Genomic DNA, 13410 nt, shown 5'->3' on the forward strand with positions numbered 1-13410 from the left:
GGTACTTAGGGGTCACCATATCAAAAAAAGAAAATTATACATTTGGACACATTTTAGACACAAAATATCCAATTCCTTGTACGCTAAGGGATCGGATATTTATTTTACTGTTTTATATAGTGTACAATTTCTCGCTTACGAGGTCTGTGTAGCAACCGAACCAAATCTTACGTTAAGTATTAGTGGACATCAAAAATAGTAATGACTAATCCAGATTAACATCCATCCGATTCACAATTAAATATACCAATATGTTAAATGGCTAAATAATACAAACGGTATGAAGAGAATTTCTACTCTTTTCATACCGTTTTAAATTTCTTTATAAGTTTCATACGAAATTCGTGGAAAGATGGCAGCATCTCTTTTATAAAAAAGAATCAAAAGTTACCATACCTGACAACGGAAATATTAATGTAACTCTAGTTCCTTTATTCACTTCAGATTCAATGCCAATTTTTATTCCTAATTTTGAGCACAGTTTTCCGCATAGATACAAACCCATTCCTGTACTTTTGCTAAATCTCCTTCCATTCTCTCCAGTAAATCCTTTTTCAAAGACTCTATTTATATCTTTAGTTATTATCCCTACTCCATTATCCTCTATAGTTAGTATTACTGAGTTAGCTTTCTTAATTGAGTATATACGTATCATTTGTTCCTTGTTATTTGAGTACTTTATGGAATTTCCTAATATTTGATTAATAATAAATTCAACCCATTTTCTATCACTATATACGATTTCATTAATATCTTTTATATCTAATTTTATTCCCTTATGAATAAAATCTCTATAATTTCTTTTAATTACAGTTCTTACTACATCATCAAGGTTGATTGGTTTTATAATATAGTCCTTACCGACATTATTGCTTCGAGAATAATACAGTACTTGTTCTACAAACCCTTCGATTCGATCCAATTGGGAGTCTATTTTATTAGTTACTTCATTTTGATTATTTTCAATTATTAGCTTTGTAGAAGCTATTGGCGTCTTAATTTCATGTACCCATGTTTCTATATATTCCCTATAATCCGATTGCATATCTCTATAATATTTTACATTTTCATGCATATCTCTACTTACTTCTTTCAGTATAGCGTTAAGCTTTTCCCCATGTATAAAATTTGCTTCCTTTACTACCTCTGGAAGTAGGTATTTTTTCTCCAAGTTTCCTAATATGCCATTAATCTCATTATAATAATTTTTACATTTTATAAATTCTATAGCCATATATGAAATCAATGGAAAAAACCAAATACATAATACAAAGAATATTATAATGAACTGTACATTCGCAGTCAGCAATATACCTGCTAGTATAATAAATACCAGTACATTAGATAGTATTACTACCATTTTATCTTTAAAAAATTCACCTATATTCATGGCATTATATACCCTAAGCTTCTTCTTGTTGCAATTGGATTTTCTATACCTATCTCTTCAAGCTTTTTTCTTAATCTATTTATATTAACAGTTAAGGTGCTATCATCCACAAAATAATCAGATTTCCATAAGGTTTCCATGAGTGAATCTCTTTTTACAATATTACCGCGATTATTTATTAAGCATGAGAGTATCTTAACTTCATTTTTAGTTAACTCTACAGACTTGTCTTGATAAGTAACTGTGGCATTTGAAAGATTTAAATTAAAATCTCTATAAATTAAGATATTATTCGTCTTTAAATCTCCAGATGTTCTTCTTAAAATGTTTGTTACTCTTGCTAATAGTATTTCTGCATTATAAGGCTTTGTTATAAAATCATCTGCTCCTAAATTCATACTTATTAGTTCATCTACATCACTATCTCTGCTTGTAACCATGATGATTGGAACATCTGAAGTTTTACGTATTTCTCTGCATATATAATAGCCATCGAACACAGGAAGATTTATGTCTAGTAATATAAGGTCTGCATTCTCACTTTCTATATATTCGATAATCTGATTAAAATCTGTGGGAGCCTTTACTTCATATCCATACTTTATAAAAAAATTTTGTAATTCTTCTCTGATGATTTCATCATCTTCAATAAGAATAATTTTTTTCATGACTTTTCCCTCCCTATACAGAATATAAGGCTATTACATCTTGAGAAACAAGGTGTAATAGCCCTAATAAGCATTATAAAATCAAGTATTACTTTTTACAATATTTTTATACCCGACATATGTCGTGTAGAAATATCCTACATAAACTACAAGAAATACTAAGCCAGTCATCAATGCTGGTAAAATAATGTCTGTTTGTTGAAATGCGTTAATAAAATTATTGACTATATAAATTCCAACTACAGAATGAATTATTGCAAGAATAACTGGAAGACTAAAGTATACGAAAGTTTGAATAAAAATCGTTTTGTCGATCATTGTTCCGTTTGAACCAATTCTCTTCAAAGATTTATATCGATCTATGCTATCACTGGCTTCTGATAATTGTTGAAGAGCTAATACAGCCATACTCGTTATTAAAAATACAATACCTATATATATCCCAATAAACAGTATGATAATTTTTAATCCTTTACTTTCTGCATGAACTTCATCCTTTGATTTGCCTGATATATAAACAATATTTAATTTTGGGCCATTTTCGTCATAAAAGCCCCGTGCAACGTTATCATATTTTTTATTATATTCTTCTCTATTTCCATCTAAATAATTTACATTAAGTACGGATGCAATAATTTTGTAGCCTGATAAAAACTCATCATTTATAACGATTGTGAAAAAATTAGTTTGCCCATCAGAAGTGTAAAGATTCTCTTGTATAACTTTAGCGTTTTTTACCAGATATTCTTTTTCTTTAATATTCACCTTATTGCTATTTTTTAATCTTTCATTTATCGAATTAACCAACCGGTTATTATTTGATAAAAGTAAAACTTCATTGTTATTTAAAGTGATTTCCTTTTCACCTTTAAGATTTAAAATTTTATTATAATCAGATACTTTAATGAAATCCACACCGTTATTCTTATCATTTTTAGGTACTTCTGGTACAAAGTCCCCGACTAACATCTCTGTTGGATATACATTATAAGATACATATTTTTCGTTATTACTTATTTTAAAATTTGATTTATTTAATACGTCTTCTATAGTGTAACTTTCATCCTTATTCACCAACATAATACTGGCATCAAATGGTGTTGCTTCATTCATTGTTGCTTCTATACTTCTTTTAAAGCTTATTCCTGTAGATAAAACCACCATTGTAAGGCATAACATTAAACAGATTAAAGACATGGATATAAAATTTGTATTAACCTTACTATTTATTTGTTTGATGATAAATATATTTAACCCTTTAAAATAGACTTTTTTATTCTTCTTTACAACATATAATATAAATCCAGATAAACTAAAGAAAAACAGCAATGTACCTAATATGCTAAGAATGATTGATACCATGAGCATAGGATTTCTAAAATTTAATCCGATTTTTAGTACAGTCACATATGCATATCCAAGTGATGCTACACACATAATAAATGTGATTACATAGATAAGAGGATTTCTAAATTTTACATCTTCGTTTTTTCTACCTGCTGTTAACAAATCGATTATTTTGTATTTAGAAACAACATATACATTAAATAACATAACAAGCAAAAACATGATTCCAAAGTATAATACGGTTTTACCTATAGCACCTGTTGAAATTGCAAATTTATATTTATTGATGGGCAAGTCAAATAACTTTAATGCAAATGTAGATAATCCCTGTGATACTCCAATACCTATTATAAGCCCACTCACTAAAGATATAACGCCAACTAGAAATGTCTCTGTTACTAATATTCTGGATATGTTTCTTCTTCCCATACCTAAAGTCATGTATATTCCTAATTCTTGTTTACGTTTTTTGATTAAGAAATTATTTGCATACAATATTAAACTACCTAATATTACGGATACAAATACTGACACATTTGAGATAACTTTCATTAAAGTAGGCACATACTCTCTACCTGAAGCGTCAATTTCCATAAGTGCCTTTTGTGATTCTATTGAGTTAAAGCTATAAAATATACAAACAGCCAGTGTTAATGTTAAGAAATATATCGCATAATCTTTAAGACTTTTCTTTACATTCCCAATAGCAATCTTAGAATACATTATTATCGTCACCTCCAAGAAGGGTTATAACTTCGATAATTTTAGTAAAGAATTCTTTTCTGGAATCATTCCCTCTTACCAACTCGCTAAATATTTTTCCATCTTTAATAAAAAGAATTCTACGAGCATAGCTTGCTGTAAATGCATCATGAGTAACCATAAGTATTGTAGCTTTTAAATCCTTATTTAGACTTTCAAATCTTTCGAGTAATAATCTAGCTGATTTAGAATCTAACGATCCTGTTGGTTCATCTGCAAGTACTAAAGATGGATCTGTTACGATAGCTCTTGCCGAAGCAACCCTTTGTTTTTGTCCGCCTGACATTTGATAAGGGTATTTGCTTAATACTTGTTCAATGTCTAAATATTTTGCAACTGCTTGTATTTTGCCATCAATTTTTGAACTTTCCTCACCTTTTATTGTTAACGCTAGGGCAATATTTTCATAAGCAGTAAGGGTATCTAATAAATTAAAGTCCTGAAATATAAACCCTAATTCATTTTGTCTAAACTTATCTAGTGACTTTGATTTTAACCGAGTAATGTCACTATTATTTATTATTATTTTTCCCGTAGTAACATTATCAATTGTTGATATACAGTTAAGTAATGTAGTTTTGCCACTTCCTGAAGGCCCCATTATCCCAACAAATTCTCCCTCATCTACCTTAAAACTAATATTATCTATAGCCTTTGTTACATTATCTTTATTACCATAATATTTTTCAATTTTTTCTACACTTAATATATTTCGCATTAATACATCTCCTTTTTCATTATAAAAATTCTTTAACTCCCATTCATTTATGTAATTCATTTTATATAATTTCATTTATAGTATCGATGGAATTACATCTCATTAACATTACATTTTTGTTATATTGAGTGATACCTCTACATGTAAGTTATCAGAAATCGCGATGGTATAAGTAAGGATTATTCGATGCCTTACCAAAGAGGCAGATAAATGTAGGGGTATCGGTTCTGGTGCAAAAACGATAAGACTTATGTAATTAGTGGAAATAAACAAACTGGTTACGGCGTAACAACAGCTCTATTTAAAGACATGTATTCATAGTCATTTCAGAAGAAGATTTTGAAAACAGAAAAGGATTTGACCTTTAAGGCCAAACCCTTTTTATTTTTATTATTTCGCAGCTAGTTTTTCTTTCACTTTCGCAGGAATCTCGTCCTGCTTCACTTCTTCCCAACCTGATACATCTTCTTCAACTTTTTTATCAGAGTAGTAGAAGCGTAGGAATGCTTCTTTACGAAGTTTTTTTTGAGTATTGAATTCTAATTCTTTTTCTTTACCGTCTTTATCAAATCCAGTTAAACTATAATTAAAACGTTAATTTGTAATAGCGTATATTTTTACCGTAAATTTGCTAGTCGCGCCACTTGGGTTTGCAATATAATATTTAGAATTTGTATATGCTTCAGTCCTAGTTTCATTCGAAATTTTTTCCCAACGAACAGAATCCACTCCTAGGGTAACATCGACCATAACATTGAAGGAAATATTAGAAGAATTATCTTTTTCTGTAGGTTCGATAATCCATTTTAAGCCCTTTGTTCCATAGGGTAAATCATTAATCTTAAAGTTTTGACTTGATCGATTTTTTTGTCCAGATAATGGCTTTGGTTCAGAAGAAATTTGGGAAATTAATATTTCTTTTTCACTAGAGAATATACCATTTAATCTAATAATACTATCTATTAAACCTGGTCCAGGAAAATCAGCTGCAATGATACCAGTATGCTTAATGCCACCTTGTTGTATTATCTCAGTCCCAAGTGTATTCATTCCGCCATAAAATACTTGTCCATTAATGTCACGAGGGAAATCCTCCCATCTATTTATTGGATTTTTTTGGATCAACAGTGGATTACTATTAGTATTCCTGCTATCTTTTCCGCTTGCAACAAACCAAGGGTAAAAATTATTCAATAATGCTGCTGCACCACCCGTGCCACTGAAATGGTTGAGATAGATCACACCATTTTTAGAGTTATTATTTGCATGCAGAAGATGGGTTTTTACCGCATTCCATTTTTCATACATTCCGTCTGGTCCGCTGCCAACTTCAAACTTATCTTGGGTATTCAAATTTTCATAATTAATACCGTATTCTTGAGATGCCGAAAAGTTTTGTAATATTACAATTTTCCCTCGGATATCTCCTAACTTAGGATTATGTCTTTCTGAAGATGGTACAGAATTTGGATCCCAAAAATAGGAAGCATTACGGTCTTTATAATTTTTAAATATTTCTTCGAATGATAGTGAGCCACTTTCAGGATCAGTTTCTTCTTTTAAGCGCATTAAAATCGTTTCTTTAGGATTATCTCTTAAAAATTGAATTGTCTCTTTTAATACATCCTCAAACATTGCTTTTTGATTTACAATTCCATGGTGCATCGCAAAAGAATCTTTTACACGTTTAACACGCATGTCTACATAACGAATTCCCGCATTGAATTGTTGAGATAGGCTCATTGTTTGATTTCTTGTCAAATTTTCATCAATAAAACTTGCTCCATGTAAAGCCATTGAACCATGAGTCCCTGGAATAGATAACTCGCTTATTTTTTTTGTATCTTCTAATTTTGACATCCATGTTGGATTTTGATAGCCTATATCGGATTCATAGGAATAACCTGGATGGCTATCAGCAAATACTGTAGAAGTCGTACATAAACTTGCAAGTGTAAAACAAGTAAGGATTCCACCTTTTAAGATTTTTTTTATTTTCTTCATTATATCTCTCCTAATTTTTATTCAGACTAGTCTCGTAAATAAGTTTCTGTTTTTTACCATATACATCACTTCTATTCCAGAACTAATGAACTATGCTGCTTAAAAAGATTTAATTTTTAAAATATTCAATAGATAGAATAAGGTTTTCGATTAGTAAAAAGGTTTTTAAATTTAAAGAAAAACAATTAAAACAAGATATTTTTTTGAATTGTTTTTCTTTAAGCTATCGTGACGTCTCTAAATTTTGAAAGAACGTGGTGTTTCGGTTCACCCAATAACCATCATGAATATGGAAATTTAAACTATCAAATGTGGAAATGTAAAAATCTCTTAGAACAGGACTATAGAAGACTATAGGTATGTAAAACTACATTTTTCCAAATCCACAGGATTTCAAAGTCTTTGTCATGATTTAAAGGAATCGAAACCATTCATGCTTTATACAAAGAAAACAGAAGTCTTAAACAAGACCTCTGTTTTTCGATGTACCTACTTCTCATTAAAACTTAAACTAACTACAGTGGCAATAGATTGTGCTGCATGTTCCCAGCTTCCGTCTATAACTTTTCCAATCTGTTGACCAAGTGCGGTTAAATCATTTGGATTAATGGGAATCCCATTATACGCAGCAATAATTGATAAAAGTGGAGCCGCAAATGGTGTAAAACCACCTCTATCAATATAATACTCAGGCTTACCTATTACCTCTCCATCTTTCACTGTGAACTCATAATAGAATTGATCATCTGGGCGGAAACTTAAATGATGAGAAATTTGTCCCTTAACATATTTCTTCCCTTCCCCTAGATTTACTACTTGTATTGGTTTTACGTTAAATTCATGCTCAAATACTTTTATTTTTTTGACTTCTGGACCATGTAACGCAGCTTGAACGGCTGTTTCCAAAGTATTCTGTGCAAACGGCTGAATACTAATTTGTGATTCTTTTTGTTGGATAGGAGCTTCTTTTTCTGCAGCAAACACCGATGTAGTATGTACTGCACTTGATGCACCTGTAGCTAACGTTGCTGCAAGAGCAGTTGCCGTTATTATTTTATATTTCATTTTCATAGTTTTCTTCCTCCCTTTTTTTTGTTCATATTCATAATAGAGTATATTGTTTACGCACACCTATTTCTCATTAAAACTTAAACTAACTACAGTGGCAATAGATTGTGCTGCATGTTCCCAGCTTCCATCTATAACTTTTCCAATCTGCTGACCAAGTGCATTTAAATCATTTGGATTAACAGGAATCCCATTATACGCAGCAATTATTGATAAAAGTGGAGCAACAAATGGTGTCAAACCACCTCTATCAATATAATATTCAGGCTTACCTATTACTTCTCCATCTTTCACTGTGAACTCATAATAGAATTGATCATCTGGGCGGAAACTTAAATGATGAGAAATTTGTCCTTTAATATATTTCTTCCCTGCCCCTAGATTTACTACTTGTATTGGTTTTACGTTAAATTCATGCTCAAATACTTTTATTTTTTTGACTTCTGGACCATGTAACGCAGCCTGAACGGCTGTTTCCAAAGTACTCTGTGCAAACGGTTGAATACTACTTTGTGATTCTTTTTGTTGGATAGAAGTTTCTTTTTCTGCAGCAAATACCGATGTAGTAGGTAATGCAGCTGATGCACCTGTAGCTATCGTTGCTGCAAGAGCGGTTGCCGTTATTAATTTACAGTTCATTTTCATAGTTTTCTTCCTCCTTTTTTTTGGTACATATTCATAATATATCAATTATCTGGAGTTGATATGGAGTTAATGTGGAGTTTTTTGGATACTGGTGAAAAAACTTCAATTATTGCAATAAAATAAAGATAGTATCAAAATTTGTCACGCAAAAATGAGGATACAGCGAATAATTCAAATATATTTTCAGGACGTGTTCACAGTAATAAAACATAATATACAAGAATATGGGGATTATTTCGTTAAACTAGTGATTGGAGAAGGACGAAAAATAAGTAATCTTTTTTATGAACTAGAGATTACTAAAGCATCTATTTCTAGATGGGGGTCCCAACAAAATGCGGAAAACAGAACCAATCACTCCAAACAAATATTCTTAACTATATTATAAAACGTTAATTCCTTTTTACCGAATATTAACAGAACTAAATAAAAAAGAACTGTATAAAAGTCTCATTTGATGACTTTCAAAACAGTTCTTTTACAACTCTAGTTATTTAACATGCCATATTTCACTTTAATTTGTTCTAATTTTTCTCCTATCGGTTTTGCTAATACGAGTAAAAATACAACATTAGATCTTACATATACAATCGTAAACGGAATTGCTGTTGACATGGCAATCACATACCTCTTCCATGAAAATAATCCATCATATGAAATGACCTTCCAAATGTCCATACAAAAGGAATACATAACCCCTGCAAAGACCCGATAAATAATAAGTGCAATTTTACTTTTCATTCAACCTCATTGTCCCAACAGACCAGCAATAAAACCTAGGATACCTCAAGTAAACATTTGGAATGGTATCCGAAGAAGATGTTCGATCCAATGGCAGACGTTGCTCCTGTAAGGAATCCGGCTTCTGCACCGAATGCAAAACCTGTAATGGCGGTAATAGCAGTCACTGGTTTGAAAGCCGGGATCCAAATGAATGCTGCACGCCCTGCAACAGAGATTGCTGACATGACAGCAATCGTTAAAAATCTCTCGCGCTTGCGGTTTTCTTCTTTCAAATGAAACAATGAATGGCACACAAGCTAATAAGATGATAATCATTGATATAAGATTGTATTTACGATCATTGAACTTAGTCACCCCCAATGAGCATAATAATTGGGATAATAACGAAAACGATGATGCTCGAAAAAATTAAACGTTTACGGGAGTAGTTGTTCGTTCGAGCTGTTGATTGTGCTTGCATAACGAAATTACGTCCTCACTTGTTACTGCAAAATCAAATAAATGACGCGACATTCGATGCGTTGCAGTTGTATAAAAATTATTTCCACTATAAAACAGTTTAGGCTCATCTTCAGAAACGACATTGCCATAAACATCGCACAACGGTCCGAATACTGAGCTGAAAACTCAATATCATGAGTTACCATTACAACGGCCACACGACGCTTTTTAAGCGCTTGTAGCACATCAGCTAAGATTTTCTTGGAATATGCATCGATGCCCTTTGTAAACACGTTTAGTAAGATTATTTTAGGGTTCAGTAACAATACTTTAGCTAAAGCAACTTTTTGTTGTTCTCCCCCGCTCAAATCATATGGATGACTGTCTAACAAATGTCCGATATTAAGCGTTTATATTTTAGTGAAATTCAGATTTTTTTCTTTTAAAATAGGCTTCTATTTAACTTGATTATTGATAGAGCCTTAAAATAAGACAAATACAACAAAACCCTACCTGTTATTAACAACTGGTAGGGTTTTTATAAAATTCCTATGGCATCAGACTTCGTAATCATCGCTTCCCTTCGTATGTTGATTAAATGCGTTTAACTGCTCTACTGTTAAGTTTCTCACGTAAAGATAATAATTCATCGACTCCATACCATAATTTTCACAAGCTAGACAATACGTTTCATATCCTTCTCTATACATCTCCATGTAATCACCCCTTGTTATATAACAATTTAATTAATTTTAATTACTATATAACAGATTGAGTTATCTGTCAATTATGTAAGTAAAAAAACACCAAACTTTAATTCTGAAAGTTTGGTGTCTCCATTTCAAATAATCAATGAGTTTGCCTTTACTTTGTTCTTAGTAGCAAGACTTATTACTACAAATGCTACTAAGGATAAAATAATTGGTATTGTGACTGTATGCATACCTAATACTCTTGGCATAAATTGATCAATGTAGATATAGGATGAGATTCCTATAATCATTGATGAAATTGCACCGTATTTGTTTCCTGTTTTCCAGTAGAGGCCAAATATAACAGGCCATAAGAATACAGATTCTAATCCACCGAAAGCAAATAAGTTCAGCCAAACAAGTAAATCAGGTGGACGAAGAGCTACTAGTACCACTGCTATACCAATAATTGTTGTTACATAGAAACTTGCCTTTTTAATCTGTACATCTGATGCAGTCGGTTTTATATAGTTTAAGTAAATATCTTTTACAACCGTTGAACTTACTAAAATAAGTAAAGCATTTACCGTCGACATGATTGCTGCCATTGGTGCAGCTAGAACAATTCCTGCTAAATAAGGTGGCAATACTTTTAACGTCAGTAAAGGCATCACTTTATCACCTATTTCTATTCCAGGTAATACAGGACGTGCTAGAACACCTATTAGATGCATCCCAAACATAACTGTAGCAAGTGCAATTGTGCCAATGATAATGGCTGAATGCATGCCTTTAGAGTTTTTATACGACATTGCACGAACTGCAATTTGTGGTAAACCAATAACTCCTATCCCAATGAGTATCCAAAATGTCGATACATATAATGGAGTTAAACTACGATCTGCACCATATGGAGATACAAGATTCGGATTTTCGACAACTAAATCACTCATAATATTCGTTATTCCACCACCAGCAATAACCGTCGCGACAAGTAAAATGATTGTCCCAATAACCATCACAGAGCCTTGTACTGCATCCGTTAAAGCAACTGCACGGAAACCTCCGATTATTACATAAATTAAAACTGCCCCAGCAAAGATAAACAAAGCTGTAGAATAGTTTAAACCCGTTAATGACTCGATTAACCGCGCCCCACCTATCCACTGAGCTGCCATGGAAGCAAAGAGGAACAATATGATACTGACTGCGGATACAATAACAACCGTTTTACTTTGATAGCGTTCCCTTAAAAAATCAATTAGCGTAATTGCCTGATACTTACGTGCAATTATTGCAAACTTTTTACCGAGAATCATTAGAACGAAATAACCTGCAGGTAACTGCGCCATCGCTAGAAGCACCCAGCCGAGGCCTGTATTATATGCTACACCTGGTCCACCGATAAAACTACCAGCACTACCGTAAGTCGCCATCATTGTCATTGCAAGCAGAAAGCCACCCATTTCACGCCCACCAAGGAAATACTCTTGTAAGAAAGAATTTGATTGCATAACTTGGCGATTCGCCCATATTCCTATCGCAAAAATAAGGACTAGAAAAACAATTAATGGAATAATCACTTGCCAATGTATCATTTGTGTTCACCCTCCTCATCGTCAAAAGGGACATCAGTGAAGAGGAACTTAATGACGAAAATTATAAGGATGACCATGAAAATAGTACCTGCAATACAGCTATAGAAAAACCATGCTGGAAAACCAAGCACATATGTATAAGAAGTAGGATCTCCTGAGCCCATTCCATAAGCAAAGCCAAACCAAATACTAAAATTGATGATAACAAGTATTACCCCAATGATCGCTTCACGATGCGCAATTTTATAACGCTTATCATTCATATAACAATCTCCTTTATGATAAATCACAACTTATAGAAAATAAGTTGCTTTTATAATAATACTTTTTCATTTAGAAAATTGAAAGTATAGAGTTTAGTTTACATAATATTATTATGTAAACTAAATATTATTGCGACACTTTTCCACTTAAATGACATTGGAGTTTAAATTATACATTACGGATGTTGATAATTTTTTTGATGGAGCGATTTAATCAAAAACTATAAAAAAAAGCACTCCAAAGTTAGAAAACTGACTTAGGAGTGCTCTGATACTTAAAGTACACTTAATTTATCATCTTTTAAATCACTAATGAACATGCAGCCTGGTCCATGTGTAATCATAATAGCAGGTTTACTTTCCATCGCTACTGCTTGAGGAGTAACGCCACAAGCCCAAAATACAGGAACCTCGTCTTCTTTGATCGTTACGACATCTCCGAAATCGGGATTAGTTACATCAGTAATGCCAATTTGCCTTGGATCTCCAATATGAACTGGTGCACCGTGTACAGCAGGGAAGCGAGAAGTAATCTGTACAGCACGAATTGCGTCAGCGTGTTTCATTGGGCGCATACTAACAACCATTGGACCTTCGAAAATACCTGCTTTTTCGCAAGGAATATTCGTTTTGTACATTGGTACATTACAGCCTTCTTCAATATGCCTTACTGGAATACCACTTGCAAGGAGTGGAGTTTCAAAAGTAAAGCTACATCCTAATAGGAAACATACCATATCATCTTCCCAGTAATCCGTAATATCTGTTACTTCTTCAGTAAAAATACCATCGCGATAAATGCGATATTTTGGTATATCTTTGCGAATATCTGCACCATTAGCAATAGAATTCGGTGTAAATGATCCAATATCTGACACATCCACTAACGGACAAGATTTTGGATTGCGTTGACAGAATAACAAGAAATCATACGCGTAAACTTTCTTTAAGATGACTAAGTTTGCTTGAGTATAGCCTTTAGCCATTCCTGCGGTTGGTCCAGTCAATTCACCGTTACGAATTAATTCTCGAATAGCAGCTGGAGTCATCTTATCGAATTGTGTCATATT

The 13410-nt window shown here is 32.5% G+C and carries 14 protein-coding genes and 1 pseudogene; all 15 read right to left on the minus strand.

Annotated features, from left to right (window positions below; genetic code table 11):
- Window positions 1-367: 367 nt before the first annotated feature.
- Window positions 368-1390 carry a sensor histidine kinase gene (locus ACQKMD_RS07760; RefSeq protein ID WP_427750894.1) on the minus strand — a complete coding sequence of 341 codons (1023 nt, stop codon included), beginning with the start codon at window positions 1388-1390 and terminating at the stop codon, window positions 368-370.
- The gene (locus tag ACQKMD_RS07765; RefSeq protein WP_427750896.1) at window positions 1387-2058 is read right to left on the minus strand and encodes a response regulator transcription factor; all 672 of its coding nucleotides are present in this window, start codon (window positions 2056-2058) and stop codon (window positions 1387-1389) included. The genes ACQKMD_RS07760 and ACQKMD_RS07765 overlap by 4 nt, the downstream gene beginning before the upstream one ends.
- Window positions 2059-2139: 81 nt before the next feature.
- On the minus strand, window positions 2140-4128 hold the full coding sequence (locus ACQKMD_RS07770; RefSeq protein ID WP_427750898.1) for an FtsX-like permease family protein: 1989 nt from the start codon (window positions 4126-4128) through the stop codon (window positions 2140-2142).
- Window positions 4118-4885: an ABC transporter ATP-binding protein gene (locus tag ACQKMD_RS07775; protein WP_427750900.1), complete on the minus strand. Its 768-nt coding sequence runs from the start codon at window positions 4883-4885 to the stop codon at window positions 4118-4120. Before ACQKMD_RS07775 ends, ACQKMD_RS07770 begins: the two co-directional genes overlap by 11 nt.
- A 390-nt stretch (window positions 4886-5275) precedes the next feature.
- Window positions 5276-5476, minus strand: a pseudogene (locus ACQKMD_RS07780) (YxeA family protein); the annotation flags it as partial.
- A 3-nt stretch (window positions 5477-5479) separates the two neighbouring features.
- Window positions 5480-6889, minus strand: a complete 1410-nt coding sequence (locus ACQKMD_RS07785; protein WP_427750902.1) for a phosphatidylinositol-specific phospholipase C — start codon at window positions 6887-6889, stop codon at window positions 5480-5482.
- Between the two features lie 489 nt (window positions 6890-7378).
- Entirely contained in the window at window positions 7379-7960 is a 582-nt protein-coding gene (locus ACQKMD_RS07790) for a methyltransferase (RefSeq protein WP_427750904.1), read from the minus strand.
- A gap of 60 nt (window positions 7961-8020) precedes the next feature.
- Entirely contained in the window at window positions 8021-8602 is a 582-nt protein-coding gene (locus ACQKMD_RS07795; RefSeq protein WP_427750906.1) for a methyltransferase, read from the minus strand.
- A gap of 486 nt (window positions 8603-9088) precedes the next feature.
- The gene (locus ACQKMD_RS07800; RefSeq protein WP_427750908.1) at window positions 9089-9343 is read right to left on the minus strand and encodes a hypothetical protein; all 255 of its coding nucleotides are present in this window, start codon (window positions 9341-9343) and stop codon (window positions 9089-9091) included.
- A gap of 35 nt (window positions 9344-9378) precedes the next feature.
- Window positions 9379-9570, minus strand: a complete 192-nt coding sequence (locus tag ACQKMD_RS07805; protein ID WP_427750909.1) for a hypothetical protein — start codon at window positions 9568-9570, stop codon at window positions 9379-9381.
- Between the two features lie 258 nt (window positions 9571-9828).
- A complete protein-coding gene (locus ACQKMD_RS07810; RefSeq protein ID WP_427750911.1) occupies window positions 9829-10179 on the minus strand; it encodes an ATP-binding cassette domain-containing protein in 351 nt (116 codons plus the stop codon).
- A gap of 165 nt (window positions 10180-10344) precedes the next feature.
- Window positions 10345-10503 (minus strand): transcriptional regulator, encoded by a 159-nt coding sequence (locus ACQKMD_RS07815; RefSeq protein ID WP_427750913.1) that lies wholly within the window; start codon window positions 10501-10503, stop codon window positions 10345-10347.
- A 125-nt stretch (window positions 10504-10628) separates the two neighbouring features.
- Complete coding sequence (panF, locus tag ACQKMD_RS07820; protein WP_427750952.1) at window positions 10629-12074, minus strand: sodium/pantothenate symporter; 1446 nt, start codon at window positions 12072-12074, stop codon at window positions 10629-10631.
- Window positions 12074-12340 carry a YhdT family protein gene (locus ACQKMD_RS07825; protein WP_427750914.1) on the minus strand — a complete coding sequence of 89 codons (267 nt, stop codon included), beginning with the start codon at window positions 12338-12340 and terminating at the stop codon, window positions 12074-12076. The genes panF and ACQKMD_RS07825 overlap by 1 nt, the downstream gene beginning before the upstream one ends.
- Window positions 12341-12615: 275 nt before the next feature.
- Window positions 12616-13407, minus strand: coding sequence for a putative hydro-lyase (locus ACQKMD_RS07830; RefSeq protein WP_427750916.1), 792 nt, complete (start codon window positions 13405-13407; stop codon window positions 12616-12618).
- Window positions 13408-13410 lie beyond the last annotated feature (3 nt).

Source organism: Viridibacillus sp. NPDC096237 (assembly GCF_050278625.1).
GTDB lineage: Bacteria > Bacillota > Bacilli > Bacillales_A > Planococcaceae > Viridibacillus.

What these genes read in the sequence shown, in the direction of transcription:
- ACQKMD_RS07760 (WP_427750894.1), bottom strand. Translation starts at nt 1,390, where the DNA reads ATGAATATAGGTGAATTTTTTAAAGATAAAATGGTAGTAATACTATCT.
- ACQKMD_RS07765 (WP_427750896.1), bottom strand. Translation starts at nt 2,058, where the DNA reads ATGAAAAAAATTATTCTTATTGAAGATGATGAAATCATCAGAGAAGAA.
- ACQKMD_RS07770 (WP_427750898.1), bottom strand. Translation starts at nt 4,128, where the DNA reads ATGTATTCTAAGATTGCTATTGGGAATGTAAAGAAAAGTCTTAAAGAT.
- ACQKMD_RS07775 (WP_427750900.1), bottom strand. Translation starts at nt 4,885, where the DNA reads ATGCGAAATATATTAAGTGTAGAAAAAATTGAAAAATATTATGGTAAT.
- ACQKMD_RS07785 (WP_427750902.1), bottom strand. Translation starts at nt 6,889, where the DNA reads ATGAAGAAAATAAAAAAAATCTTAAAAGGTGGAATCCTTACTTGTTTT.
- ACQKMD_RS07790 (WP_427750904.1), bottom strand. Translation starts at nt 7,960, where the DNA reads ATGAAAATGAAATATAAAATAATAACGGCAACTGCTCTTGCAGCAACG.
- ACQKMD_RS07795 (WP_427750906.1), bottom strand. Translation starts at nt 8,602, where the DNA reads ATGAAAATGAACTGTAAATTAATAACGGCAACCGCTCTTGCAGCAACG.
- ACQKMD_RS07800 (WP_427750908.1), bottom strand. Translation starts at nt 9,343, where the DNA reads ATGAAAAGTAAAATTGCACTTATTATTTATCGGGTCTTTGCAGGGGTT.
- ACQKMD_RS07805 (WP_427750909.1), bottom strand. Translation starts at nt 9,570, where the DNA reads ATGTCAGCAATCTCTGTTGCAGGGCGTGCAGCATTCATTTGGATCCCG.
- ACQKMD_RS07815 (WP_427750913.1), bottom strand. Translation starts at nt 10,503, where the DNA reads ATGGAGATGTATAGAGAAGGATATGAAACGTATTGTCTAGCTTGTGAA.
- ACQKMD_RS07825 (WP_427750914.1), bottom strand. Translation starts at nt 12,340, where the DNA reads ATGAATGATAAGCGTTATAAAATTGCGCATCGTGAAGCGATCATTGGG.
- ACQKMD_RS07830 (WP_427750916.1), bottom strand. Translation starts at nt 13,407, where the DNA reads ATGACACAATTCGATAAGATGACTCCAGCTGCTATTCGAGAATTAATT.